Origin of the sequence: Noviherbaspirillum autotrophicum, assembly GCF_000818395.1 — a bacterium.
In the GTDB taxonomy this organism is placed as follows: domain Bacteria; phylum Pseudomonadota; class Gammaproteobacteria; order Burkholderiales; family Burkholderiaceae_D; genus Noviherbaspirillum; species Noviherbaspirillum autotrophicum.
In genome coordinates, this window is record NZ_JWJG01000028.1 from 2,007,397 (window position 1) to 2,032,947 (window position 25,551).

A 25,551-nucleotide genomic window follows, 5' to 3' on the forward strand; every position below is an offset into this window, starting at 1 on the left:
GCCTTAAAACGGGTACCTCACTCGAACAACGGCAAAATTTACCCCGTCGTTTGGCTCTTTGACTCCACCGTTCGAGAAATGCTCGATCATGAGTCCTAGATCCAGTTTGTTGCGGAATACGTATCCGGCTCCAATGCGATCGCCAAATTGGAATCTGGTCGATAGTTGTCGGCCGTTGTTGTCGTATAGCTCGGAAAGATAGTGAACGCCGATACCGAATTCGCCGTAGGGCCCGGTTAACGAGTCGCTCTGAAGGCGAAATACAGGGGTAATACCGATTGATGTAAGATTTTGCGTCTTATCCAGCACGTTCTGAAAGCGCCTCTCACGCCAGTGAGCGAGCCCCATATCCCAATACCCGCTGACGTGGCTTCCGTTCGATTGCCACCACTTGTTTTCCCATTTCCACTGCATGCCGAGGCGAACCATGCGGGTCTGATTGCCTGACCCATAATCGATGGAGGCAGAGTCAAGTGCATGGCTCGTCATCGGTAGCGTCTGCAGCGCAATGAACGTGCAGGAGACGGCTAGGGTATTCCAAGTCTGACGTGTAAATAACATATGTGATTCCAGATAATGGTTGATCTAATTATGCGTCAATCAATATGCGTCTATGTTTGGATGCATGGAAGGCTGGCGCATCCCTTATAGGCCCAAATGCGTCGTACGATAAAAATGCCGGGTATGTGGCACGTTAGCGGCGATAAGAGTATTCCTCGCGGCCTGGTACCTCCACTTCCAAGGTCAATATACAACCGGAAAGTGGATAGCGATGAAGCTCGTCTTGGGAACGGTTGTAACGCGCGGAGGTGACATAAAGTGTTTTGAGGTCGGGTCCGCCGAATGCCACCATCGTTGGGCACTTCACAGGCAATGGGATCTCGAGAAGTACCTCGCCTGATGGTGCCAACCGCAGAATGCGGGCACCCTCGTACATTGCGCACCAGTAGGCGTCTTCGCTGTCGACTGCCGCGCCGTCGGGGCGCCCACCATAGTTGTTCGATTTGTCAGTGGAAAATTGTTTGAATGGGCGCCCTTGGCCGATATGCCCGCTGGCGAGATCGAACTCATAGGCAGTGATCTGATGTGTGGTGGTATCGGTGTGATAAAGCGTGCGGTTATCGATGCTGAAGGCAACGCCGTTCGAAACCGTTACCGGTTTGCCCACGTCGCGGATGGTTCCCCGTTCAACGCAGAAAAGAGAGCCGCCGGGCCGGTCGCGCGGATCATACAATGTCCCCGCCCACATCCTGCCGGCGGCATCGCAACGCCCGTCGTTGAAGCGCGCACAGGATGGGTCATAGGGCGCGTCTGCCAGTTTGGTCAGCGTTGCGTCGTTCGTGTCGAGAAAGGCAAGGCCAGAGCGCATGGCAACCAATAGGCTGCTGTCCTCGCAGCGCACAATACAGCCTGGCTCGGATGGCAGGGACCAGACACGATGATAGGCGCTCGCCGGATGGTAACGGTGCACTTCTTTCGCCGCAATATCAATCCAGTAAAGCGCCGCTTCGTCAGGATGCCACAGCGGGCATTCCCCTAGCAGCATCGGCGTATCGAGCAGGGGACGAATTTCGTGCGTCGACATGGTCGCTACTTTTTTGAGATGATGATGCACATTATGCTATGAAAAACGAATGATCGAAGGAGCGAGCGTGACCGCATTAATGACATTACCCAAAGTTGCTTTCCTCGGTATCGGCTTGATGGGAAAACCAATGGCAACCCGCTTGTTGCAAGCCGGATATTCGCTCGTCGCCTGGAATCGCTCGCGCAGCAAAGCCGAGGCCCTAGGAACCATGCATGCACACGTTGCAGACAACCCGGCTGATGCGGTGCGCGACGCCGATATTGTCATTACCATGCTCGAAGCGGGGCCTGTAGTAGCCGACGTCATGCGGATCGCCATGCCGGGACTGCGGCGCGGCACGCTCGTGATTGACATGAGTTCAACCCGTCAATCGGAAGCGCAGGCGTTGCATGCCACGCTGGCGACAATGGGCGTCGCCTTCATCGATGCCCCGGTTTCCGGCGGCGTCGTCGGCGCGGAAGCCGGAACACTTGCCATCATGGCAGGCGCCGCTCAGGAGGATTTTGCGCGGGCCGAACCGGTGTTGCGCGTCATGGGCCGTCCGACCTTGGTAGGGCCGCCCGGATGCGGACAGGTTGCCAAGTTGTGCAATCAGCTCATCGTCGGCGGCACACTGGCGATTATTGCGGAAGCGCTGCTGCTGGCACAGGCGGGCGGCGCCGATCCGGCTGCGGTGCGCGCTGCCATTCGCGGCGGCTTTGCCGAGAGTCGCATCCTCGATGTGCATGGCCAGCGTATGCTCGAACGAAACTTTATGCCCGGTGGGCAGGTCAAGAGTCAGGCAAAAGACTTGGAAAATGTATTGATTGCCGCAGCCGCGGCAGGCGTGCATTTGCCGGTTGCCGAGCTGGTGACGCAAACCTATCGCAGCATTCTCGATGTTCTGCCTAACGCAGACCAATCGGCGGCGCTGCTCGCGCTGGAGCGCATGAATCCAGGTAAGCGGGTGGGCGATGCTCCGGACAAATTGCCCTGACCGGTAAAAAATGCAGCGCGCAGATCGATCGTGTTTTTCTTGCGCGCGTTATGGCCTGGGCTTGCGCCGGCGACGGTTTGTCGCTTCTCGTCTCCATATTGATTAACAACGTCGCTATCGCATCCCCTCTATGACAGAACAGCATCCCGAACGCACCAACTGGCGCGCCGTCTGGCAGTTGATCAAGCCTTACTGGGTGTCGGAAGAAAAATGGAAAGCGCTCGGCCTGCTGGCTGCCGTCATCGGCCTGGCACTGGGGATGGTGTATCTGAACGTGTTGTTCAATACCTGGAGCCGGGACTCCTTCAATGCACTGGAAAGCAAGAACTACGCTGCCTTCAAGGAGCAGTTGTGGCGCTTTTCCTATCTCGCCTTCATTTACATTACGGTCGCCATTTACCGCGTCTACCTCAGGCAGTCGCTGGAAATGCGCTGGCGTGCGTGGCTGACGCGCCATTACATGGGCGAGTGGCTCGCCAATCAGGCCTACTATCGCATCGAGCAAAGCCGCATCGCGGACAATCCCGATCAGCGGATTGCCGAAGACCTGAACATGCTGACCACCGAAACGCTGATGCTGTCGCTCGAACTGCTGTCGAGCATTGTGACGCTGGTGTCGTTCATCGGCATCCTGTGGTCGGTCAGCGGACCGTTGGCCTTTGCGCTGGCGGGCAAGGAGTTCACCATTCCAGCCTACATGGTGTGGTTTGCCATTGCCTACGCTGCGGTCGGCTCCGCCATGGTCTGGCTGGTTGGCAGACCCCTGGTGCGCCAGAACTTCCATCAGCAGCGCTACGAGGCCAATTTCCGGTTCGGCCTGATCCGCATCCGTGAGAATGCCGAGGCGGTCGCCCTGTACCGCGGCGAGGCGCAGGAGCAGGCGCACCTTGACGGCCGGTTCGAGCAGATCCGGGCCAATTGGTGGCGCATCATGCGCACCACCAAGCAGCTCAACGTGGTGTCGACCTTCTATGCGCAATTCGCGATCATCTTCCCGATGCTGGTCGCAGCACCCCGCTATTTTTCCGGCGCCATCACGCTCGGCGTATATTCGCAAATCGGCGATGCGTTCAGCCAGGTGCAGGACGCATTGTCGTGGTTTGTGACCGCGTTCAACCGGCTGGCGGAATGGAAGGCCAGCGTCAATCGTCTCGCCGGCTTTCATGCCGCCGTCACGCTGGCACGCAACCAGACGCGGGGCATTACGGTCGAGCGCAACAATGTCGGCGCCATCCTGGCCGACCAGGTGCAATTGCATCTGCCGGACGGCCAATCATTGACCCGCCCGTTGTCCTTCGAGATTCATCAGGGGCAGCGCATCCTCGTCGAAGGGCCTTCCGGCTGCGGCAAATCGACGTTGTTTCGTGCCATCGCCGGAATCTGGCCCTACGGCTGCGGCACCGTGGAGCTGCCGCAAGAGGCCCGGCTATTGTTCGTACCGCAAAAGCCGTATCTGCCGATTGGCAGTCTGCGCGCCGCGATCGCCTATCCCGCAGCCGACAATGCCTACCGCGACCTGGCGATCGTGCATTATCTCGACCTGTGCCGGCTGCCGCATCTCAAGGACCATCTCGATATGGCCGACAACTGGAGCCAGCGGCTGTCGCCCGGCGAGCAGCAGCGGCTTGCCTTTGTGCGCGTGCTGCTGACTCGGCCCGGCGTCGTCTTTCTGGATGAGGCTACCAGCGCGCTGGATCCGGAGTCGGAAGCGTGGCTGTACGATCTCGTGTCGCGCGAGTTGCCCGATGCCGCGATCATCAGCATCGCCCACCGTGAAGCCGTCGCCAGCTTTCACGACCTGCGCTGGCGCTTCGTGCACGAGGGCTTGGGCAGGAATGACAAGGCGAACGGCACGGGCATGCCCCGCTATGCCATTCGCGCCACGGCCATTGCCGCAGCGGTCACCGCGTAGCGACGGTCGGAAAATACGCTAGTGCTGGGCCAGGGCAAGGAAGGCGAAACTGGCCAGCCAATGCGTGCCGGCATAGTCGCCATCGGTTGCGTGCGGCAGGGATGCGGCAAGGTGTCCCGCGATGGCTTCATGAACCGGCGTCTGTAGCCCATCGGGCAATTGCGGAACAATCATTTTCCAGCACCAGGCGCGCGTCAGGTTCAGACCGTCCAGATGCGCAAGCTTGGGATCGCTCCTGTCGCCTGCCGTTACCGGCCTTAACCAGGCAGCCAGATCGTGCGGCGGCGGGCAAAACACGTCCCACCAGTCGGCATAGCTGCAGCCGTCGACCACCCTCAGCATCAGGGCCGCTTCCATCAATCCGCCGGAGAGAAAGTCGTCGCCGCTGGGTTCGTAGGCAGCCGGGTAGCGCCGGTCGCGGCCGAACCAGGCATTCGCCTTGTCGCAGATCAGTTTGCGCAGCGCGAAATGCTGGATGCACTCGGCGTAATCGAGCGCAAACAGCAGTCCGAACGCGCTGTTGCCGTGTGTGCCAGCCCGGATCGGGTAGTGCGCCAAGGGCAGGAAATGCAGATAGCGCTCGCCAATCAGGTCCGCCAGCGGCTGCATCGCGTCGCGCCAGCGCGCTATCCGGGGATCGGCCTTTGCGCCTTCGATCAGCGCAGTTTGCAATTTCAGCAGCCATGCCCAGCCATAGGGACGCTCGAAGGTCGCGCGCGACGGCTGCTGCAGGAAGGCGATTTCCGCGGCGACGTTGGCTTCGGTGAAATGCGCGTCGAGGGTTTGCCAGACTAGCTGCATTTGCGGCAGCGACGGAAAGTCGCACAGCAGGCGCACCAGCAACCAGTGCATGTGGACGCAGGAGTGCCAGTCGTAACTGCCGTAAAACAGCGGGTGAAGTACCCGCGGCGATTGCAGGTCGGCCGCGCTGTTGAGCACATGGCCGGGATGGTTCGGGTATTCCTGCCCGATATTGGCCAGCGCCGCCCGGCAGAACGTCTGTGCGTATGGCGCGACGGACGATGCGCTCATGGCGGCGCCCGGCCGTTATGCGTGGCGCAGGTAAGCTTCGGCCAGGCGCACCCAGTAGGTGGCGCCGATCGGCAGCAGCTCGTCGTTGAAGTCGTAGCTCGGATTGTGCAGGTTGCAGGGACCGATGCCATGGCCGTCATGACGATGACCGCCTTCGCCGTTGCCGATGAAGACATAGCAGCCTGGCTTTTCTTGCAGCATGAAGGCAAAGTCTTCCGCGCCCATGGTCGGTTCGACCTGCGTGTTGACGCAGTCTTCACCGACGATGGCGCGCATGACCTCGGCCGCAAACGCCGTTTCCCTGGCATGGTTGATCAGCGGCGGGTAGTTGCGGGTGAAACGGAAATCGACCTCGGCATCGAACGCGGCCGCCGTGTGCTGCGCCACGGCGCGCATGCGGTGCTCGATCAGGTCGAGCGTCTCGGTGGTGAAGGTGCGTACCGTGCCGATCAGCGTGGCGGTGTCGGGAACGATGTTGGTGGCGCTGCCGGCGTGGATTTGCGTGATCGAGATGACCCCGGCGTCGATCGGGCTCTTGTTGCGGGTAATGATAGTTTGCCAGCTCTGGGCGATCTGGATCGCCGTCATGATCGGGTCGATTCCCTTGTGGGGCTGCGCTGCATGCGAGCCCTTGCCCGTGACGATGACTTCGAATTCGTTGGAGGAAGCCATCATCGGACCTGGCGTGACGCCGAAGGTACCGACGGCGACACCCGGCCAGTTATGCATGCCGAACACTGCGTCCATCGGATATTTGGTGAACAGGCCGTCCTCCATCATGCGCCTGGCGCCGCCGCCGCCTTCTTCTGCCGGCTGGAAAATCAGGTAGACGGTGCCGTCGAAGTTGCGGTGGCTGGCCAGGTAGCGGGCGGCGCCAAGCAGCATTGCGACATGCCCGTCATGACCGCAGGCATGCATTTTCCCGGCATGGGTCGAGGCATGCGGGAAAGTGTTGACTTCCTGAAGCGGCAAGGCATCCATGTCCGCGCGCAGCCCGATGGCGCGCTTGCTGCTGCCGTTGCTGATGATGCCAACCACGCCGGTCAAGCCCATGCCGCGGTCGACCGGAATGCCCCATTCCGTCAGTTTTGCGGCAATGACATCGGCGGTGCGCTGTTCCTCGAAACAGAGTTCCGGATGCGCATGGATATCGCGCCGGATCTGTTGCAATTCGGACTTGAAACGGGTGATCGGGTCAAGCAACTTCATTGTCTTCTCCATGCGCCGGCAGCGCACACGAATGGCGTTGCACAGCGGAATGCTTATGCTGCATTGTCGCACTTAATGGCGCTACACTTAATGGCGCTACGCTTAATGTCGATATATTACGCTTACGCTCGAAGCGCATATTTTAACTACTGCAAAACCTGGTTTGCGCCAGGACTTGCCGTCGCATGCCAGGCATGCGCACAACGTGGAAAATACCCATGACCGTTTCAATTGTTCGCGCAACTTGCCCGCATGATTGCCCCGACACGTGCGCCATGCTGGTGACCGTGCAGGATGGCGTTGCAACCCAGGTGCGCGGCGACCCGGAGCACCCGACAACCGCAGGCGCGCTGTGCACCAAGGTGTCGCGCTACACCGAACGCACATATCACAAGGATCGCGTGCTGCATCCGATGAAACGGATCGGAAAGAAGGGCGAGGGGAAGTTCCAGCGCATTGGCTGGGACGAAGCGCTCGACACGATCTCGACGCGCTTGAAGGCGATTGCGGCGCGCGATCCCCAGGCGATCCTGCCCTACAGCTACGCCGGCACGATGGGGCTGGTGCAGGGCGAATCGATGGCAGCGCGCTTCTTTCACAAGCTGGGCGCATCGCTGCTGGAGCGCACCATTTGCGCGTCCGCCGGCGGCGCCGGGTACATCTACACCATCGGCGCCCGCATCGGCACCGATGTCGAGCAGTTCCAGAACGCGCGCCTGATCCTGATCTGGGGCGGCAATCCGGTCGCTTCCAACCTGCATTTCTGGATGCGCGCCCAGGAAGCCAAGCGGCGCGGCGCGAGGTTGATCGCCATCGACCCCTACCGCTCGCTGACGGCAGAAAAATGCCACCAGCATATCGCGCTGCTGCCGGGCTCCGACGCGGCGCTCGCGCTGGGCCTGATGCATGTGCTGATTGCGGAAAAGCTGATCGATGAAGAGTACGTGGCCCAGCACACTCTCGGCTTCGACCAGTTGAAGGAGCGCGTCAAGGAGTGGACACCGCAGCGCACCGCGCAGGCATGCGGCATCACGGCTGCGGAAGTCGAGCAACTGGCGCGGGAATACGGCACGACGGCACAACGCGGCGAAGCCGTGGCGATCCGCTTGAACTATGGCGTGCAGCGCGTGCACGGCGGCGGCATGGCAGTGCGCAATATCGCCTGCCTGCCGGCGCTGGTCGGGGCGTGGCGCCATGCGGCCGGCGGCGTGCAGTTGTCGGCCTCCGATTCCTTTCCGAAGAACAGCCGCGTGCTGCAGCGCCCCGATCTCATGCCGGCGCAACGCCCGCGCACCATCAACATGAGCACCATCGGCAGTGACTTGCTGCGCGCCGCCGCGCCGGACTTCGGTCCGCAGATCGAGGCGCTGATCGTTTATAACGCAAATCCGGTGGCGGTGGCGCCGGAGTCGGCGAAGGTGGCGCAAGGCTTTGCGCGCGAGGATTTGTTCACCGTCGTGCTAGAGCATTTTCAGACGGATACGGCCGACTATGCCGACATCGTGCTGCCGGCCACTACGCAACTGGAGCACGTCGACATCCATGCCACCTATGGCCACCTGTACATGATGGCCAACAATGCGGCCATCGCTCCCCTGGGCGAAGCGAAGCCGAACACTGAAATTTTCCGCCAGCTGGCACATCGCATGGGTTTTGACGATCCCTGCTTTCGCGAGAGCGACGACGACATTGCCGCGCAGGCATTCAATCGCGCCAACGAGCGCGCCATTCATTTCGACTGGGATGCACTGAAGCGCAAGGGCTGGCAAAAGCTCAACATGCCCGATGCGCCGTTTGCCAATGGCGGCTTTCCTACGCCATCGGGCAAATGTGAATTCTATTGCGAGCGCATGCTGCGCGACGGGCTGGACCCTTTGCCAACCTATATCCCGCCGCATGAATCGGTGGCGAGCAATCCGGAGTTGGCGAAGACATATCCGCTCGCGATGATTTCACCGCCCGCGCGGAACTTTCTCAACAGCACCTTCGTCAATGTGGAGAGTCTGCGCGATACGGAAGGCGAGCCGCACCTGGACATCCATCCTGTCGATGCCGTCGAACGCGGCATCGAAGATGGCAACCGGGTACGCATCCACAACGCGCGCGGCTCATTCTTGGCGACAGCGCGCGTGACCGACAGGGCGCGGCAGGGACTGGTGGTCGGCCTGTCCATCTGGTGGAAGAAGTTTGCCGCCGATGGCAAGAACGCCAATGAAGTCACCAGTCAGCGCTTGACCGACATGGGTAACGCACCGACGTTTTATGACGTGCTGGTGCAGGTGGAGAAAGCATAGGACATGAAGATGAAGTGGCGGGCGTTGGTTTTTTGTGGAGTGGCGGCCTTAGTCGGCGGCTGTTCCCAGATGGGTTACTTTGTGCAAGCTGCGCACGGGCAGTTTTCGCTGCTGGCCGAAGCGCAGCCGATCGACGACTGGCTTGCCAGGTCCGACATCAACGACAAGCTGCGCGACAAGCTCACCAAGGTCAAGGAAATCCGCGCCTTCGCCGCCAAGGAACTGGCGCTGCCCGACAATGACACCTTTACCACCTATGCCGACCTCAAGCGTCCGTTCGTGATGTGGAATGTGGTGGCGACGCCGGAACTGTCGCTCAAGCCCTTGCAATGGTGTTTCCCGGTTGCCGGCTGCGTGAACTACCGTGGCTACTACAGCAAGGATGATGCGCAGTCGTATGCGAAGGAGTTGCGTGCCGAGCACTACGATGTCGAAGTGTCGGGCGTGCCCGCCTATTCGACGCTGGGCTGGTTCCGCGATCCGGTCCTGTCCACCTTCATCCAGTATCCCGACGGCGAAGTCGCGCGCATGGTGTTCCATGAACTAGCGCACCAGATCGTGTACGTGCCGGGCGACTCGCGCTTTAACGAATCGTTCGCGGTGGCCGTCGAGGAAGCCGGCGTGGAGCGCTGGCTCGCCATGTACGGCAATGACAAGATGCGCAAGACCTATGCCGAATACGAGGCGCGCAAGCGGGATTTTCTCGCCTTGTTGATGAAGCATCGCAAGGCGCTCGAAGAAAATTACAAGAGCGACGCGAGTGACGCCGAAAAGCGCAGGGAAAAGACGGCGATTTTCCAGTCGCTCAAGGAGGACTACCAGTCGCTGAAGGTATCCTGGGGCGGGTACAGCGGGTACGATCGCTGGTTTGCAGAACCCTTGTCCAATGCGCATCTATCCGCGATCGCGACGTATCACGATTTCGTGCCCGGCTTCCGGGCGCTGCTGACGCAACAAAAACGGTTCGACAAGTTCTATCAGGCGGTGAAACGATTGGCAGCGCTTAGCGAGGATGAGCGGCACCGGCAACTGGCGGCGATGAGCGCGCCGCCCACGATGGCCGCCGGACCGGACCGCGCCGAAATGGTGCCGGTCAGGTTCGATGCGACGCCGTAACAGGTTCCGGAGCAGTAATTGACAGATGAACAAAGCGACCCCTGCGGTCGCTTTGTCGCATCTGGCCCCAACGGAATAGTAAGCACCCGGGCGGTCATGCATTGTTGCATCGCAATATTCTTTTCATGCTAGAGAACTTACTCTGGAAATGCCTAAAAACCTTGCACTTGGACGCGCCGACCGATAGCATCTATGCTACTAAAAAAGAACTGTCGTTCGTTTTTTTACGTCGACAGCAATATTTCACACCCAAGCACATCATTACTGAGGCAGACAATGGAGAAAATCTGGCTGAAATCGTACCCGAAGGGCGTACCGGCGGAGATCGATTACAAACAATACCGATCGCTGGTGCACCTGCTGGAAGAGTCGTTCCGCAAGTACGCTTCGCGCAACGCCTTCGTCTGCATGGACAAGTCCCTCACCTATGCCGAGGTGGATGACTACTCGAAGAAGCTGGGCGCCTGGCTGCAGAACAAGGGGTTGAAGAAGGGCGCGCGCGTGGCAGTCATGATGCCGAACGTGCTGCAATATCCGATCTCGGTCGCCGGCGTGCTGCGCGCCGGTTACACGGTCGTCAACGTCAATCCGCTGTACACGCCGCGCGAACTAGAACACCAGTTGAACGACTCCGGCGCCGAAGCGATCATCATCCTGGAAAATTTCGCGACCACGCTCGAGCACGTGATCAAGAAGACCAAGGTCAAGCACGTGGTGGTGGCCAGCATGGGAGAAATGCTGGGCGGAGTGAAGGGCATGCTCGTCAACTTCGTGGTGCGCAACGTGAAGAAGATGGTGCCGGCGTTTTCGCTGCCCAGCGCGGTGCGCTTCAAGCAGGTGCTGTCCGAGGGCGCGCGCATGACGCTCAAGCCAGTCGACCTCAAGCATGACGACGTCGCATTCCTGCAATACACCGGCGGCACCACCGGCGTGTCCAAGGGCGCGACCCTGTTGCACCGCAATGTGCTGGCCAACGTGCTGCAGAACGACGCTTGGGTACAGCCAGCCTTGCAGAAAAAGCCGAAGTCCGAGCAGATAACGATTGTCTGCGCGCTGCCGCTGTACCACATCTTCGCGCTGACGGCTTGCGGCTTGATGGGCATGCGCTGGGGGGCGCTGAACCTCCTGATCCCGAATCCGCGCGACATTCCGGGTTTCGTGAAGGAACTGACGAAGTACAAGGTCAACATGTTCCCGGCAGTGAATACGCTGTACAACGGCTTGCTGAACAACCCCGACTTTGCCAAGCTGGATTTCTCCGGCTTGATGATTTCCCTCGGCGGTGGCATGGCCGTGCAGCAGGCAGTGGCCGAGAAATGGCTGAAGGTGACCGGTTGCCCGATTCTCGAGGCATATGGCTTGTCCGAAACCTCCCCGGGCGCAACCATCAACCGGGCCGATGCGACGGAGTTTACCGGCACTATCGGCCTGCCGATTTCCTCGACCGAAATTGCGATCCTGGACGACGACGGCAAGCCGGTGCCGCTGGGCCAGCCGGGTGAAATCGCCATTCGCGGGCCGCAGGTGATGGCGGGTTACTGGAACCGCCCGGACGAAACCGCGAAAGTGATGACGCCGGATGGCTTCTTCAAGACCGGCGATGTCGGGGTGATGGACGATAAGGGCTTCGTGAAGATCGTCGACCGCAAGAAGGACATGATCCTGGTATCGGGCTTCAACGTGTACCCGAATGAGATCGAAGGCGTGGTGGCGGCGCACCCGGGCGTGCTGGAATGCGCCTGCATCGGCGTGCCGGATGCGAACTCGGGCGAAGCGGTGAAGCTGTTCGTGGTGCGCAAGGACCCGAGCCTGACGGTGGATCAGCTAATGAGTTACTGCAAGGAGCAGTTCACCGGCTACAAGAAGCCGAAGTACATCGAATTCCGCGACGAGCTGCCGAAGACGAACGTGGGCAAGATTCTGCGGCGCGAACTGCGCGACGAGAAAAAAGCGGCATAACACGACGCGCCCGCATTTCCCCAACCGCCTGCCTGTCAGGCGGTTTTTTTTCGCCTTTCAAAATGCCGTCGATGTCATTCAAGGGCGGCTCTGCCGGGCGGCGACCGATCGAAGGGAAATTGGAGCGCCGGCCGATGCAGGCATATTGTTGCATCGCAAGATGTCTTGTTTGAAAAAGGAGTTATTCTTAGTCGACTTAAAAAACTTGCACGGTAGTGTGCTGACCGATAGCATCTATGTAAATAAAAAAAGAACTACCGTTCGTTTTATAAAAATCCTGAGCTTTCCACCCCAACATAACGAGACAAAGAGGCAGACAATGGAGAAAACCTGGCTGAAATCGTACCCGAAGGGCGTACCGGCGGAGATCGATTACAAACAATACCGATCGCTGGTGCATCTGATGGAAGAGTCGTTCCGCAAGTACGCTTCGCGCAACGCCTTCGTCTGCATGGACAAGTTCATGACGTACGCGGAGTTGGATGACTACTCGAAGAAGCTGGGCGCCTGGCTGCAGAACAAGGGGTTGAAGAAGGGCGCGCGCGTAGCAGTCATGATGCCGAACGTGCTGCAGTATCCGGTGGCCATTGCCGGCGTGCTGCGGGCCGGTTACACGGTCGTCAACGTCAATCCGCTGTACACGCCGCGCGAACTGGAGCACCAGTTGAACGACTCCGGAGCCGAAGCGATCATCATCCTGGAAAATTTCGCGACCACGCTTGAGCACGTGATCAAGAAGACTAAGGTCAAGCATGTGGTGGTGGCCAGCATGGGCGAAATGCTGGGCGGGGTGAAGGGCATGCTCGTCAACTTCGTGGTGCGCAACGTGAAGAAGATGGTGCCGGCGTTTTCGCTGCCCGGCGCGGTGCGCTTCAAGCAGGTGCTGTCCGAGGGCGCGCGCATGACGCTCAAGCCAGTCGACCTCAAGCATGACGATGTCGCATTCCTGCAATACACCGGCGGCACCACCGGCGTGTCCAAGGGCGCGACCCTGTTGCACCGTAACGTGATCGCTAACGTGCTGCAGAACGATGCGTGGGCACAGCCAGCCTTGCAGAAAGAGCCGAAGATCGATCCGCTGACGATTGTCTGCGCGCTGCCGCTGTACCACATCTTCGCCTTGACCGCGTGCTTCCTGATGGGGACGCGCTGGGGCGCGCTGAATATCCTGATCCCGAATCCGCGCGACATTCCGGGTTTCGTGAAGGAACTGGGGAAGTACAAGTTCAACCTGCTGCCGGCAGTGAATACGCTGTACAACGGCTTGCTGAACAATCCCGACTTTGCCAAGCTGGACTTTTCCTATCTCAAGGTGTGCAACGGCGGCGGCATGGCCGTGCAGCAGACGGTGGCCGAGAAATGGCTGAAGGTGACCGGCTGCCCGATCGTCGAAGGCTACGGTTTGTCTGAAACTTCGCCATCGGCCACGATCAATCCGGCGGATGCGACGGAATTTTCCGGCGCCATCGGCTTGCCGATTCCCTCGACCGAAATTGCGATCCTGGACGACGACGGCAAGCCGGTGCCGCTGGGACATCCGGGCGAAATCGCCATTCGCGGGCCGCAGGTGATGGCGGGCTACTGGAACCGTCCGGACGAAACCGCGAAAGTGATGACGCCGGATGGCTTCTTCAAGTCGGGCGATGTCGGCATCATGGACGATAGGGGCTTCGTGAAGATCGTCGACCGCAAGAAGGACATGATCCTGGTATCGGGCTTCAACGTGTATCCGAACGAGATCGAAGGCGTGGTGGCGGCGCATCCGGGCGTGCTGGAGTGCGCCTGCATCGGCGTGCCGGATGCGAACTCGGGCGAAGCGGTGAAGCTGTTCGTGGTGCGCAAGGACCCGAGCCTGACGGTGGATCAGCTAATGAGTTACTGCAAGGAGCAGTTCACCGGCTACAAGAAGCCGAAGTACATCGAATTCCGCGACGAGCTGCCGAAGACGAACGTGGGCAAGATTCTGCGGCGCGAACTGCGCGACGAGAAAAAAGCGGCATAACACGACGCGCCCGCATTTCCCCAACCGCCTGCCTGTCAGGCGGTTTTTTTTATCCTGTCCGGACCACGCCGGGGCGGCCATCTTCCACAGTGAAATGCGCAAGGGCCGCCACGCCGGAATCAGGCAGGCGCACATCATCGACTCCCATCAAGTGCGCAACGGCGCGCTCTGGACTTACGTCCATCATCACGAAACCGCGCCGGTCGCTGCGGCCGAAATGGATATGCGGATTTTGCGCGACGTACCGGTCGACCCGCGACTGGGGGCGAGAATCCGAGGTGATGGAGGTGCCGCAGAATTCGCTGGCCATGACCGGATTGTTGGCCGAGACCGGGCGGTCGAAGTCCGGTTTCAAGTCGCAGGCATAAAAGGTATGCACGTCGCCGGATATGACGAGCGGATTGGCCGGGCGGTGCCTGGCGATGCTGTCGAACAGGCGCTGGCGCGCGGCCGGATAGCCATCCCAGCCATCGGTCCAGAAGCGGCCTTCACCCGGATGCGTGATCGGAACTTGTGTCGCCTGTGCCATCAGTGTCTGCTGCGCGAGGATATTCCACGTCGCGCCGGACGAGGCAAAGCCATCGCCGAGCCAGGCTTCCTGTTCCGTCCCCAGCAGCGTGCGCGCGGCGTCGGTGCGCTCGGTGCAGCTGGAAGTCACCGAGCGCGAGCCGCCGCGGCGCGGCGCGGGGCATGCCTGGTAAGACCGGTATTGCCGGTTGTCGAGGACATGAAAGCGTGCCAGCCGTCCCCAGTCGTAGCGTTCATACATGCGCAGATGGGCGAAGCGCTGCGGACCTGAAGGCAAGGCGGGCAGGCGGATCGGCATATGCTCGTAGAAAGCCTGATAAGCGGCTGCGCGCCGCGCGAGAAAGCCGGGATCGAGGCGTTCGTCGCGATCGCTGGCGTAATCGTTGGCGACTTCGTGGTCGTCCCAGGTGACGATCCAGGGCGCGGCGCGATGGGCGGCCTGTAGGTTCGGATCGGACTTGTACTGGGCATAGCGGGCACGATAGTTCTCGAGCGTCACGCATTCGTTGCTGCGCGCACGCGGCGCAGGCGGATGCGCGAGGTCATACGGTCCCCACTCGTAGATGTAATCGCCGAGGAACACGATCAGTTCCGGTGCCGCGTCGGCAATATGGCGATGGGCCGCGTAGTGGCCGAATTCCCAATGCTGGCATGAAGCGAACGCAAACCGCAGCGCTGCCGGCGCTGCATCGGGCGCCGGCGCGGTGTGGGTGCGTCCGGCCGGGCTGACGGCGTCGCCCAGCATGAAGCGGTACCAGTACCAGCGGTCCGGTCGCAAGCCGGCGACATCGACGTGCACGCTGTGGCCCAGCTCGGGCAGGGCGGCGGCCATGCCTTTCGTTATGATCTTCTTGAAGGCTTCGTCTTCGGCCATCTCCCACCGCACCTGCAGCGGCATCGGCACGATCGGTGCGGCAGCGAGCGGATCGGGCAGGATGCGTGTCCACAGCACGATGCCGGTGGAGCGCGGCGAGCCGGATGCCACCCCCAGGCTGAACGGATAGCTTGTCAGGCGCGGGGTTGCGCCGGCCGGAAATGTGATCGCAAAAGTCGCCAGCGATAACAGGCGGGCGGTGCGTACAAGAAAAATCCTGCGTTCAAGTTGCATGACGAAACCTCCATCAAGCCAGGATGACGTTGGATGATTCTTGCAGGTCGTGGCCCGATGATGGCGGCATGCGCGTGAAAGATCGCCCGCGCTTGAGAAAACTCAGATCTTGCGCTTACAGCTGGAATGCATTGTCTTAATAGATCATCCCGGCTGGCCGGTCAGGGTCGACAGCGGCGGAATCGGGCGCGGTTTGCGCTGCTCGTCGGTGGCGACATAGGTGAGGGTGGCTTCCGTGACTTTTACCGTTTCTGCCTGCAAACGGTTGCGCTCGGCATAGACTTCCACGTTGACCGTGATCGAGGTGTTGCCGACCTTGACCACTTCCGCATAGAAGGACAGCAGGTCGCCGACAAACACCGGCTGCTTGAACAGGAACGAGTTCACCGCAATCGTGGCAACGCGCCCGTTGGCGCGGCGCACCGCCGGCAGCGAGCCGGCAATATCGACTTGCGCCATGATCCAGCCGCCAAACACGTCGCCGTGCACGTTGGCGTCAGCCGGCATCGGCATCACGCGCAATTCCGGCATTTTCCCGACGGGCAAGCAGGATTGATGTGTATCTGTCATGTTTTGTTCTCCCTGGAGTATTCAGCTCTGCATGGCGCCTGTCCTGCGACTGTCGAATGACAGGGCCTACGCTACAATCGTCCAAGCATAAACCATTCTGATTCCCCCCGTTGCCATGCGCCGCTACTCTGCTTCCTATCCCGAACCCGCCGCCAATCAGGGTACCCGCAACGATTGGGCCACCCTCAAGACCCTGTTCCCTTATTTGTGGACGTACAAGTGGCGCGTGCTGCTGGCGCTGCTGTTCCTGGTCGGCGCCAAGCTCGCCAATGTCGGCGTGCCGCTGGTGATGAAGGCGCTGATCGATCGCATGACGATCTCCCCGAACAATCCGCGCGCCATGCTGGTGCTGCCGATCGGGATACTGGTGGCGTACGGCGCGCTGCGCGTATGCACGACCCTGTTTACCGAATTGCGCGAATTCGTATTTGCGAAAGTCACGCAGCGCGCGGTGCGCACCATCGCGCTGAAGGTATTCCGCCACCTGCATGCGCTGTCGCTGCGCTTTCACCTGAATCGCCAGACCGGTGGCATGACGCGCGACATCGAGCGCGGCACGCGCGGGATATCGTCGCTGGTGTCGTATACGCTCTACAGCATCCTGCCGACGCTGGTCGAAATTTCGCTGGTGATCGGCTATCTGGTATTGCATTACGACGTATGGTTTGCCGCGATCACGCTCGTGGCGCTGGTGACGTACATCGCTTTCACAGTTCTGATCACGGAGTGGCGCACTCACTTTCGCCGCACCATGAACGAGCTCGACTCCAAGGCCAATACCAAGGCGATCGATTCGCTGATCAACTACGAGACCGTCAAATACTTCGGCAACGAAGACTACGAAGCAAAGCGCTACGACCACAGCCTGGAGAACTGGGAAACGGCCGCAGTGAAGTCGCAGACCTCGCTGTCGCTCCTGAACACCGGACAATCGCTGATCATCGCGATTGCCGTCACGCTGATTCTGTGGCGCGCAACGCAGGGTGTCATTGACGGCAAGATGACGCTGGGCGACCTGGTGCTGGTCAATGCCTTCATGATCCAGCTCTATATTCCGCTCAACTTCCTGGGCGTGATTTACCGGGAGATCAAGCAAAGCCTGGCCGATATGGAGCGCCTGTTTACGCTGCTCGACCAGCATCGCGAAGTGGCCGATGCGCCGCATGCAAAACCGTTGGCGGTAAGCGGCGCGGAAGTGAAATTCTCGCATGTCGATTTCAGCTACGAGACCAAGCGGCAGATCCTGTTCGACGTCGATTTCACGATTCAGGCGGGGACCACGACCGCCGTGGTCGGCCACAGCGGCTCCGGCAAGTCGACGCTGTCGCGCCTGCTGTTTCGCTTCTATGACATCCAGTCCGGCGCCATCACGATCGACGGCCAGGACTTGCGCGACGTGACGCAGGCATCGTTGCGCCGGGCGATCGGCATCGTGCCGCAGGATACCGTGCTGTTCAACGACACGATCGAATACAACATCGCCTACGGCAAGCCGGACGCGAGCAAGGACGACATCGTCGCAGCGGCCAAAGCGGCCTACATCCACGATTTCATCGAGAGCCTGCCGGACGGTTACGCCACCATGGTCGGCGAGCGCGGGCTGAAGCTGTCCGGCGGCGAAAAGCAGCGGGTGGCGATTGCGCGCACGCTGCTGAAAAACCCGGCGATCCTGATTTTCGACGAAGCGACCTCGGCGCTCGATTCCCGCGCGGAGCAGGCAATCCAGGCGCAGCTGAAGGAAATCGCGCAGGACCGCACTACGCTCGTCATCGCGCACCGCCTGTCGACGATCGCCGACGCCGCGCAAATCCTGGTGCTCGACCATGGCCGCATCATCGAGCGCGGCACGCACTTCGAGCTGCTGGCCGCCGGCGGCGCCTACGCGCAGATGTGGGAGCGCCAGCAGGCCAGGAAGGAGGACGCCACGGCGTCGCCTTCCGGCGGCATCGACAGCGAGACGGCCGTCGCCTGACGCGCGTCGGGCGCGGCGTGCTTTGCTTCGGCAGCTGAATCGCACTACCATGACGGGATGGAAACCAAATGGCTGGAAGACTTCATTTCGCTGGCTGAGACGCACAGTTTCAGCCGCTCCGCCGAACTGCGCCATGTGACGCAGCCCGCTTTTTCGCGCCGCATTCAGTCGCTCGAAGCCTGGCTGGGCGCCGACCTGATCGACCGCACCTCCTACCCGACGCGGCTGACGCCGGCCGGCGAAGTGTTCTACGAGCAGGCGATGGAGATGCTCGGCCAGATCAACAATGCGCGCGCGCTGTTGCGCGGCAAGCGGCCGACGGCGCAGACCACGGTCGATTTCGCCGTGCCGCACACGCTGTCGCTGACCTACATGCCGAAGTGGATGACCGAGCTGGAATCCGGCTTCGGCACGCTGTACACGCGCTTGATCGCGCTGAACGTGCATGATGCGGTGATGGCGATGGTCGACGGCGGCTGCGACTTGCTGCTGTGCTACCACCACCCGCGCCAGCCGGTGCAGCTCGATGCCAGCCGCTACGACATGCTCGTCCTGGGCCGCGAAGCCCTGCGCGCCTATGCGCGCTGCGACAAATCGGGCACGCCGAAATTTGCGTTGCCGGGCTCCGCAAAAGCGCCGCTGCCTTTCCTGTCATACACCAGCAATGCCTACCTGGGCCGCATGGTCGACCTGATCCTGGCCGATGCCAGGCGCGCGCCCCACCTCGACAAGCGCTACGAAACCGACATGGCCGAAGGCTTGAAGATGATGGCGCTGGAAGGCCATGGCGTGGCGTTCCTGCCGGAGTCGGCGGTCACGCGCGAGCTTAAGCAAAAGCAGCTCGCGCGCGCCGATGGCGGCCAGCCGGAATGGGAGGTGGAAATGGACATCCGCCTGTACCGCGAGCACCCTACGGCGCAGCGCCCCGGCAAGCCGATCGTCGCCCGGCTGTGGGACTACCTGGCGGCAAAGAGCGCGGCACCAGGCAAGGCGCGCGCGTCCAAGCCCAGCGCATCGCGCTGAAGCGGCACAACGCCGCAAGTCGCACCCTCGGCCTCATTCCAAATTCCCGGACACATCATATTCATGTGCTTTTGACAGCGCTCAAGGTTTTCGGCGGCGCTTGGCGCGCTGCGGCATTATTGGTGGCGATCAGCGGTGCCGAGCGCGACAATGTATTTAAGCGTGCTGTTTTCCTTCCTGGGGCAATGGCGGCAACCGCACAGCGCTCGCTTTTCCCCTGAACAGGCAGCCGACAGCCCGGCTCGGAAAATCGGTCTTAAGAGTTTCTTAAGATTCATTTTTTAGAGTCGACATTCACAAAAACACGCTGCGGACGCGACATGACTGAACTTGGGAAATTTTCTGCTGTATTGATCTTATCCGGCGCATTGATGGCGTCGGCCACGGCCGCCACTTCGGACCTGCTCAAGCTGAGCGACGAGCAGATCCGCAAGTCGGGCATCGCGCTGGCGCGCGTGGGCAGCACGCCCGCGCAGGCCGGCGCGAGCGACGGTTTCAGGCTGTCCGGAACGGCAGTCTTTCCCGCCAAAGCAATCCAGATCGTGAGCGCGCCGGCCGCCGGCGTGGTGCAGGCCGTGCTGGCGGACCCGATGAGCAAGGTCGCCGCCGGCGCGCCCATCGCCCGCCTGCACAGCCCGCAGCTGCTCGAGTGGCAGCGCGGCTATGTGCAATCGAGCGTGCAAGCGCAGCTTGCCGGCAGCAAGCTCAAGCGTGACGAAGCCCTGTTCAAGGAAGGCATCATTCCCGAAAGCCGGCTGCAGGAGACGCGCAGCGCGATGATCCAGAGCAGCGTGACCGAACAGGAGCTGCGCCAGGCATTAAAGCTGGCCGGCATGGGCGACAAGGCCATCGGCGCGCTGGCGAAGTCGCAATCCATTTCCCCGATCCTCACCGTGACGGCACCCACGGCCGGCACCGTGATCGAGCAGATGGCCGCGCCCGGCCAGCGCGTCGAGGCTGGCGCGCCGCTGGCGCGCATCGGCCAGTCCGGCAAGCTGTGGGTCGACTTGCAGGCAGCGCGCGCGCAGGCGGCGGCAATCGGCATCGGCGATGCGGTCAACGTGGTCGGCTGCACCTCGGCCGGGCGCGTGACGGCCATCGGCATGCAGCTCGACAGCGCGACGCAGACCGTCGCCGTGCGCGCGGAGCTGCCGGCGGCGGAGAGCTGCCTGCGCCCGAACCAGTTTGTCGAAGCGATCGTCAAGCCGACGCGCCTGGCGCCAGGCGCACTGCAGATCCCGGCGGCGGCGCTGGTGCGGCTGGAAGGCAAGGACCACGTGTTCGTGCGCGAAGGCGGCGGCTTCCGCCCGGTCGCGGTCACGGTCGCCAGCCGCGGCAGCGACACCGCCGTGGTTCAGGGGCCGCTCCAGTCCGGCGCCGAGCTTGCCGTGCGCGGCGTGGCCACGCTCAAGGGCATGTGGCTGGGACTGGGTTCCGGCGAGGGGCAATGATGATTTCGCGCCTGATTGCTTTTTCTCTGGCACAGCGCCTGCTGATGCTGGTGATGACCGCGGCGCTGATTGGCGCCGGCGTGGTGGCCTTTCGCGGCTTGCCGATCGATGCGTTCCCGGACGTGTCTTCGACGCAGGTGAAGATCATCATGAAAGCGCCCGGCATGACGCCGGAAGAGGTCGAAATGCGCATCACCGCGCCGATCGAGCAGGAGCTGCTGGGCATACCGCAGCAAACGGTCCTGCGCTCGCAGTCGAAATACGCGATTGCCGACATCACGCTCGACTTCGAGGACGGCACCGACATCTTCTGGGCGCGGCAGCAGGTTGCCGAGCGCCTGAACAATGTGCTCACTGATTTGCCTCCCGGTACCGAAGGGGGGCTCGCGCCGATCACCACGCCGCTGGGCGAGATGTTCATGTTCACGATCGAGGGCGACCTGCCGCTGACTGACAAGCGCACCTTGCTCGACTGGGTGATCCGCCCGCAGCTGCGCGCCATTCCCGGCGTGGCCGACGTCAATGCCCTGGGCGGGTTGGTGAAGAGTTTCGAAGTGGTGCCCGACCCGGCCGCACTGGCCGCGCGCGGCATTTCGCTGGCGCAGGTGCAGGCGGCGCTGGAAGCCAACAACCGCAACGACGGCGCAGGACGGTTGTCCGAAAACGAAGAGTCGCTGCTGATCCGCAGCGACGGCAGCGTGCGCAGCATCGACGATGTGAAGGCCATCACGATCGCCAGCCGCAGCGGCATGCCGGTGCGTATCGCCGATGTGGCCGCGGTGCGCATCGGCAGCATGACGCGCTATGGCACGGTAACCAAGGATGGCCGCGGCGAGGCGGTCGAAGGCTTGATCCTGGGCCTGCGCGGCGCCAATGCGCAGCAGGTGGTTGACCAGGTGCGCGCTAAGCTGGCCGACATCCAGAAAAGCCTGCCCAAGGGCGTGACGATCAAATCGTTCTATGACCGCGGCAATCTGGTCGAGCGCGCCGTCGGCACCGTGTCCAAGGCGCTGATCGAGGCGATTGCGCTCGTGATGGTGCTGCTGTTCCTGTTCCTCGGCAATATCCGCGCGGCGCTGGTGGTGGCGGTGATCCTGCCGATGTCGGCGCTCACGACTTTCCTGATGATGCGCTACTTCGGCCTGTCGGCCAACCTGATGTCGCTCGGCGGGCTGTCGATTGCGATCGGCATGCTGGTCGATGCGGCGGTGGTGGTGGTCGAGAATATCGAAGCGCACGCGGCGCACGCCACGCCCGGCGTCACCCGCACCAGGCTGCATACGATTTACCGCGCGGTGCAGGAAGTTGCAGTGCCGGTCACCTCCGGCATGGCCATCATCGTGATCGTGTTCCTGCCGCTGATTACCCTGCAAGGCCTGGAAGGAAAACTGTTCAAGCCGGTGGCGCTGACCATCGTATTTGCCTTGTCCAGCTCGCTGCTGCTGTCGCTGACGGTGATTCCCGTGCTGGCGTCGTTTTTCCTCGGCAAGGCGGCGCATGAAAGCCCGTGGTTGGTGCGCAAGATCGAGCATGCCTATCTGCCGCTGCTGACATGGGCGCTGCAGCATCGCAAGACGGTATACATCGCATCGGTCGCGGCGCTGGCCGCGGCACTCGGCTTATTCATGTTGATCGGCAAATCGTTCATGCCGACGATGGACGAGGGCGACATCATCATGCAGGTCGAGAAGATGCCGTCGATTAATCTGGCACGGTCGGCGGAAATCGACCAGGCGCTGCAGACACGCATCCTGGCGGCGGTGCCGGAGGTGCGAAGCGTGGTGGCGCGCGTCGGCTCCGACGAGCTCGGGCTCGATCCGATGGGGCTGAACGAAACCGATTCCTTCCTGGTGCTCAAGCCGCGCGCCGAGTGGCGCGATCCGGACAAGGAAAAGCTGATCGACCACCTGCGCCTGGTGGCGGCGGAATTCCCGGGTATTAACGTCAGCTTCACGCAGCCGATCGAAATGCGGACTTCGGAAATGCTGTCCGGCGTGCGCGGCGACTTGGCGGTCAAGGTCTACGGCAGCGACATGACGAAGCTGAATGCGATGGCCGAACAGATCGTGCACGTGCTGGAAGCCATCCCCGGCAGCCAGGACGTACTGACGGTCAAGAACGCCGGCGTGCAGTACCTGCAGGTCGAGATCGACCGGGTCGCGGCTGGCCGCTACGGCTTGACCGTGGAGCAGGTGCAGAACGATTTGCGCACGCTGGTCGAGGGGCGTACCACGGGCATCGTGATCGAGGAGGGGCGGCGCCTGCCGCTGATCGTGCGCGGCAGCAGCGCCTTGCAGATGTCGCCGCAACTGTTTGGCGAGCTGCGCCTGCCGCTGGCCGACGGCCAGGCCATTCCGCTGGCGCATCTGGCCAAGCTGCACGCGGTCGACGGGCCGGTCAAGATCGAGCGCGAGAACTCGTCGCGCATGGTGGTGGTGCGCGCCAACGTGCGGGGGCGAGACCTGGTCGGTTTCGTCGCCGACGCGCAGGCCGCCGTCGCCAAACAGGTCGCGCTGCCGGCCGGTTACCGCATCGCCTGGGGTGGCCAGTTCGAAAACCAGCAGCGCGCCGCGGCCCGCCTGGCGATCGTTGTGCCCATTGCGCTGGCGCTCATCTTCCTGTTGTTGTTTACCACCTTCGGTTCGGTGCGCCAGGCCACGCTGGTGTTCTCCAATATCCCGTTCGCGCTGATCGGCGGCGTCGTCGCCCTGGCCATCACCGGCGAATACCTGTCGGTGCCGGCCTCGGTCGGATTCATCGCACTGATGGGCATCGCAGTACTCAATGGGCTGGTGATGATCAGCTATTTCAATCAGTTGAAGGCCAAGGGATTGAGCGCGGTCGACGTCGTGGTGGAAGGCGCGAAGCGGCGCCTGCGCCCGGTCATGATGACGGCCAGTATCGCCGCCTTCGGCCTGATTCCCTTGCTGCTGTCGACCGGGCCGGGTTCGGAAATCCAGCGGCCGCTGGCGGTCGTCGTCATCGGCGGCCTGGTCAGTTCCACGCTGCTGACGCTGGTGCTGCTGCCGATCCTGTTCCAACAATTCGGCATGGGGAAAAAATAATGGAACATCAATACAGTCATGTCCTGACGCTGGCGCTGCCCGCCGCGCTCGAAGAAGAAGTGCTCGACCATCTGCAGGCGTGCCCGGAATGGGTCACTGGCTTCTCCATCGCGCCAGCCGAGGGCTTCGGCAACGGCATGTCGCTGCCCAGCACGCTGGAACAGGTGCGCGGCAGGGCGCGTCGCCGCCTCATCACGATCCTGATGGCGCAGGCGAACATCGAGCCGCTGCTGGCGAGCCTGCACGCGGAATTCCGCAGTCCGGAAATGGCGTACTGGATCACCCCTTTGATCAAGTTTGGACGATTCGCATGAAAGCAATGAAGGTGTTTTCGGCCGCATGGCCGATGCTCGCCCTGGCCGTGGCCGCCGCAGCGGGCGCGCAAGAGTATCCGCCGCTCCTGCCGCCCGAGGGCGCGGTGCGCAATTACCTGAGCCAGCTGCCGCAGGTGAGGGCCGCCCACAACGGCATCGAGCTGGAACAGGCGAATGCCGGCCGCCTGGGGGCGGGCCCCTATGAATGGACCGTCAAGGGCACGCTGCAGCAGCGCCGCGAGAGCAGCGGTCCCCGCTACCGCGAAAACGAATTGGCCGTCGAGCGTCCGGTGCGCTGGTTCGGCAAGGCGGACAAGGACCGGGCGCTCGGCGAAAACGGCGTCAAGCTGGCCGAGCATGCGCTGGCCGACGCCTGGCATGAAGCCAGCCGCGCCTTTCTGAAAAACTGGTTTGATACGCTGCGCGACGTGCGGGCGGCAGCGCGCTTGCAGGAACAGGCGGACTTGCTCGGCCAGCAGGCTGACGTCGTGCGCAAACGCTACAAGGCCGGGGATGCGCCGCGCATCGAGCTGATGTTGGCGGAAACCGAGCATGACCGGACGCTGAGCGCGCAGCGGCAGGCAGCGCTGCGCGCTCAGCGCAGCTTGGCCGAACTGCGCGCGCGCTACCCGGGCATCGAGCTGCAGGCGCCGCAGCAACTGCCTGCGCCGGCACCGGTTGCCGGCTCCGCCAGCCAGTGGCAGCAGCGCATCCTGGCCGACAATCACGAACTCCTGCTGGCGCGTGCGCAATCGATGCAGGGCAAGCTGAGCGCCGAGCGCGCTGCGCTCGACCGCATGCCCGACCCCACCATCGGCATGCGTGTTGCGCAGGAACGTGACAGCCAGGAAAAGATCGTCGGCCTCACGCTGTCGATCCCGCTGTCGGGCACCCTGCGTCGCGCGCAGCAGGAGGCTGGTCTGGCGCAGGCGCGCATTGCGGAAGAACGCGCCCAGCAGGTGGCGCTCAAGGCGCAAAGCGATGCGATCAATGTCGCCATGAACGCCGAATCCGCCTATGAAGTCTGGCAGCGCCTGGAGCAGGTCGCCAGGCAAACCGAAGCCAATACGGAGGTAGTGTCCAAGGCCTACTCCCTCGGCGAAGCGCCGCTCAGCGACTTGCTCCTGGCACGGCGGCAGTCGCTCGACGCCGGCGCCAATGCGGAAGCCGCGCGTTTCGATGCGCTCGAGGCGCATGCCAGGTTATTGCTCGATGCGCATGTCATCTGGGACTTGCATGCATCCGAGGGCAGGCACGATGCGGCGATGCCCTAGCCGCGTTATTCCTGTCAGAAAGGGCATCCAAGCTTGTGCATGATGAGCGCGTCATGCGTACTACTACCGAAGAAATACTGCGCAGAAATACGTAGTCGATGATAGGGGTAAGCGCTTCTGAAGGGCCGCGCAAAGCGGGGCGAGCGAGCGTGGCGAAT

18 protein-coding genes are annotated in these 25,551 nt (G+C 62.0%); 12 read left to right on the plus strand and 6 right to left on the minus strand.

The features are described 5' to 3' along the window. Positions 1-3 precede the first annotated feature (3 nt). Positions 4-561, minus strand: a complete 558-nt coding sequence (locus TSA66_RS10535) for an acyloxyacyl hydrolase (RefSeq protein ID WP_232429450.1) — start codon at positions 559-561, stop codon at positions 4-6. Positions 562-694: 133 nt separating this feature from the next. Continuing rightward, on the minus strand, positions 695-1,585 hold the full coding sequence (locus TSA66_RS10540; protein ID WP_040039971.1) for an SMP-30/gluconolactonase/LRE family protein: 891 nt from the start codon (positions 1,583-1,585) through the stop codon (positions 695-697). Positions 1,586-1,664: 79 nt separating this feature from the next. Here TSA66_RS10540 and TSA66_RS10545 point away from each other — a divergent pair, with 79 nt between their 5' ends. Continuing rightward, on the plus strand, positions 1,665-2,564 hold the full coding sequence (locus TSA66_RS10545) for an NAD(P)-dependent oxidoreductase (RefSeq protein ID WP_084199961.1): 900 nt from the start codon (positions 1,665-1,667) through the stop codon (positions 2,562-2,564). A gap of 130 nt (positions 2,565-2,694) precedes the next feature. Continuing rightward, a complete protein-coding gene (locus TSA66_RS10550) occupies positions 2,695-4,476 on the plus strand; it encodes an ABC transporter ATP-binding protein/permease (RefSeq protein ID WP_084199478.1) in 1,782 nt (593 codons plus the stop codon). 18 nt (positions 4,477-4,494) lie between these two features. Here the strand turns inward: TSA66_RS10550 and TSA66_RS10555 are convergent, their stop codons facing one another. Both TSA66_RS10555 and TSA66_RS10560 read right to left on the minus strand, forming a co-directional pair. Beyond that, on the minus strand, positions 4,495-5,508 hold the full coding sequence (locus TSA66_RS10555) for a DUF2891 domain-containing protein (protein ID WP_040039973.1): 1,014 nt from the start codon (positions 5,506-5,508) through the stop codon (positions 4,495-4,497). Between the two features lie 15 nt (positions 5,509-5,523). Further along, the gene (locus tag TSA66_RS10560) at positions 5,524-6,717 is read right to left on the minus strand and encodes a M20 aminoacylase family protein (protein WP_040039974.1); all 1,194 of its coding nucleotides are present in this window, start codon (positions 6,715-6,717) and stop codon (positions 5,524-5,526) included. Positions 6,718-6,935: 218 nt separating this feature from the next. Here TSA66_RS10560 and TSA66_RS10565 point away from each other — a divergent pair, with 218 nt between their 5' ends. The 4 genes from TSA66_RS10565 (at position 6,936) to TSA66_RS10580 (ending at position 14,088) form a co-directional block, all read left to right on the plus strand. Then, the gene (locus tag TSA66_RS10565; protein ID WP_040039975.1) at positions 6,936-9,011 is read left to right on the plus strand and encodes a molybdopterin-containing oxidoreductase family protein; all 2,076 of its coding nucleotides are present in this window, start codon (positions 6,936-6,938) and stop codon (positions 9,009-9,011) included. 3 nt (positions 9,012-9,014) lie between these two features. Beyond that, complete coding sequence (locus TSA66_RS10570) at positions 9,015-10,127, plus strand: aminopeptidase (RefSeq protein WP_052452239.1); 1,113 nt, start codon at positions 9,015-9,017, stop codon at positions 10,125-10,127. A 276-nt stretch (positions 10,128-10,403) separates the two neighbouring features. Further along, the gene (locus TSA66_RS10575) at positions 10,404-12,086 is read left to right on the plus strand and encodes a long-chain fatty acid--CoA ligase (RefSeq protein ID WP_040039976.1); all 1,683 of its coding nucleotides are present in this window, start codon (positions 10,404-10,406) and stop codon (positions 12,084-12,086) included. Between the two features lie 319 nt (positions 12,087-12,405). Further along, positions 12,406-14,088 carry a long-chain fatty acid--CoA ligase gene (locus TSA66_RS10580; protein ID WP_040039977.1) on the plus strand — a complete coding sequence of 561 codons (1,683 nt, stop codon included), beginning with the start codon at positions 12,406-12,408 and terminating at the stop codon, positions 14,086-14,088. Between the two features lie 49 nt (positions 14,089-14,137). Here the strand turns inward: TSA66_RS10580 and TSA66_RS10585 are convergent, their stop codons facing one another. After that, the gene (locus tag TSA66_RS10585; protein ID WP_040039978.1) at positions 14,138-15,724 is read right to left on the minus strand and encodes an alkaline phosphatase D family protein; all 1,587 of its coding nucleotides are present in this window, start codon (positions 15,722-15,724) and stop codon (positions 14,138-14,140) included. Between the two features lie 144 nt (positions 15,725-15,868). Beyond that, positions 15,869-16,294, minus strand: coding sequence for an acyl-CoA thioesterase (locus TSA66_RS10590; protein WP_040039979.1), 426 nt, complete (start codon positions 16,292-16,294; stop codon positions 15,869-15,871). Positions 16,295-16,409: 115 nt separating this feature from the next. On the opposite strand from TSA66_RS10590, the gene TSA66_RS10595 reads away from it, so the two are divergent. The 6 genes from TSA66_RS10595 (at position 16,410) to TSA66_RS10620 (ending at position 25,393) form a co-directional block, all read left to right on the plus strand. Beyond that, positions 16,410-18,266, plus strand: a complete 1,857-nt coding sequence (locus TSA66_RS10595) for an ABCB family ABC transporter ATP-binding protein/permease (protein WP_040039980.1) — start codon at positions 16,410-16,412, stop codon at positions 18,264-18,266. Positions 18,267-18,323: 57 nt separating this feature from the next. Next, positions 18,324-19,289 carry a LysR family transcriptional regulator gene (locus TSA66_RS10600; RefSeq protein WP_040039981.1) on the plus strand — a complete coding sequence of 322 codons (966 nt, stop codon included), beginning with the start codon at positions 18,324-18,326 and terminating at the stop codon, positions 19,287-19,289. Between the two features lie 320 nt (positions 19,290-19,609). Next, the gene (locus tag TSA66_RS10605) at positions 19,610-20,740 is read left to right on the plus strand and encodes an efflux RND transporter periplasmic adaptor subunit (RefSeq protein ID WP_040039982.1); all 1,131 of its coding nucleotides are present in this window, start codon (positions 19,610-19,612) and stop codon (positions 20,738-20,740) included. Further along, the gene (locus TSA66_RS10610) at positions 20,740-23,805 is read left to right on the plus strand and encodes an efflux RND transporter permease subunit (RefSeq protein ID WP_040042442.1); all 3,066 of its coding nucleotides are present in this window, start codon (positions 20,740-20,742) and stop codon (positions 23,803-23,805) included. Before TSA66_RS10605 ends, TSA66_RS10610 begins: the two co-directional genes overlap by 1 nt. Next, positions 23,805-24,119 carry a DUF3240 family protein gene (locus TSA66_RS10615; protein WP_040039983.1) on the plus strand — a complete coding sequence of 105 codons (315 nt, stop codon included), beginning with the start codon at positions 23,805-23,807 and terminating at the stop codon, positions 24,117-24,119. Before TSA66_RS10610 ends, TSA66_RS10615 begins: the two co-directional genes overlap by 1 nt. Further along, positions 24,116-25,393 (plus strand): TolC family protein, encoded by a 1,278-nt coding sequence (locus TSA66_RS10620; RefSeq protein ID WP_084199480.1) that lies wholly within the window; start codon positions 24,116-24,118, stop codon positions 25,391-25,393. Before TSA66_RS10615 ends, TSA66_RS10620 begins: the two co-directional genes overlap by 4 nt. The last annotated feature ends 158 nt before the right edge of the window (positions 25,394-25,551 follow it).

Excerpts from the sequence above, each read along its gene's own strand:
- TSA66_RS10550 (WP_084199478.1), top strand. The coding sequence starts at position 2,695 with ATGACAGAACAGCATCCCGAACGCACCAACTGGCGCGCCGTCTGGCAG.
- TSA66_RS10540 (WP_040039971.1), bottom strand. The coding sequence starts at position 1,585 with ATGTCGACGCACGAAATTCGTCCCCTGCTCGATACGCCGATGCTGCTA.
- TSA66_RS10610 (WP_040042442.1), top strand. The coding sequence starts at position 20,740 with ATGATTTCGCGCCTGATTGCTTTTTCTCTGGCACAGCGCCTGCTGATG.
- TSA66_RS10570 (WP_052452239.1), top strand. The coding sequence starts at position 9,015 with ATGAAGATGAAGTGGCGGGCGTTGGTTTTTTGTGGAGTGGCGGCCTTA.
- TSA66_RS10585 (WP_040039978.1), bottom strand. The coding sequence starts at position 15,724 with ATGCAACTTGAACGCAGGATTTTTCTTGTACGCACCGCCCGCCTGTTA.
- TSA66_RS10605 (WP_040039982.1), top strand. The coding sequence starts at position 19,610 with ATGACTGAACTTGGGAAATTTTCTGCTGTATTGATCTTATCCGGCGCA.
- TSA66_RS10590 (WP_040039979.1), bottom strand. The coding sequence starts at position 16,294 with ATGACAGATACACATCAATCCTGCTTGCCCGTCGGGAAAATGCCGGAA.
- TSA66_RS10580 (WP_040039977.1), top strand. The coding sequence starts at position 12,406 with ATGGAGAAAACCTGGCTGAAATCGTACCCGAAGGGCGTACCGGCGGAG.
- TSA66_RS10535 (WP_232429450.1), bottom strand. The coding sequence starts at position 561 with ATGTTATTTACACGTCAGACTTGGAATACCCTAGCCGTCTCCTGCACG.
- TSA66_RS10555 (WP_040039973.1), bottom strand. The coding sequence starts at position 5,508 with ATGAGCGCATCGTCCGTCGCGCCATACGCACAGACGTTCTGCCGGGCG.
- TSA66_RS10600 (WP_040039981.1), top strand. The coding sequence starts at position 18,324 with ATGGAAACCAAATGGCTGGAAGACTTCATTTCGCTGGCTGAGACGCAC.
- TSA66_RS10560 (WP_040039974.1), bottom strand. The coding sequence starts at position 6,717 with ATGAAGTTGCTTGACCCGATCACCCGTTTCAAGTCCGAATTGCAACAG.
- TSA66_RS10575 (WP_040039976.1), top strand. The coding sequence starts at position 10,404 with ATGGAGAAAATCTGGCTGAAATCGTACCCGAAGGGCGTACCGGCGGAG.
- TSA66_RS10595 (WP_040039980.1), top strand. The coding sequence starts at position 16,410 with ATGCGCCGCTACTCTGCTTCCTATCCCGAACCCGCCGCCAATCAGGGT.
- TSA66_RS10620 (WP_084199480.1), top strand. The coding sequence starts at position 24,116 with ATGAAAGCAATGAAGGTGTTTTCGGCCGCATGGCCGATGCTCGCCCTG.
- TSA66_RS10545 (WP_084199961.1), top strand. The coding sequence starts at position 1,665 with ATGACATTACCCAAAGTTGCTTTCCTCGGTATCGGCTTGATGGGAAAA.
- TSA66_RS10615 (WP_040039983.1), top strand. The coding sequence starts at position 23,805 with ATGGAACATCAATACAGTCATGTCCTGACGCTGGCGCTGCCCGCCGCG.
- TSA66_RS10565 (WP_040039975.1), top strand. The coding sequence starts at position 6,936 with ATGACCGTTTCAATTGTTCGCGCAACTTGCCCGCATGATTGCCCCGAC.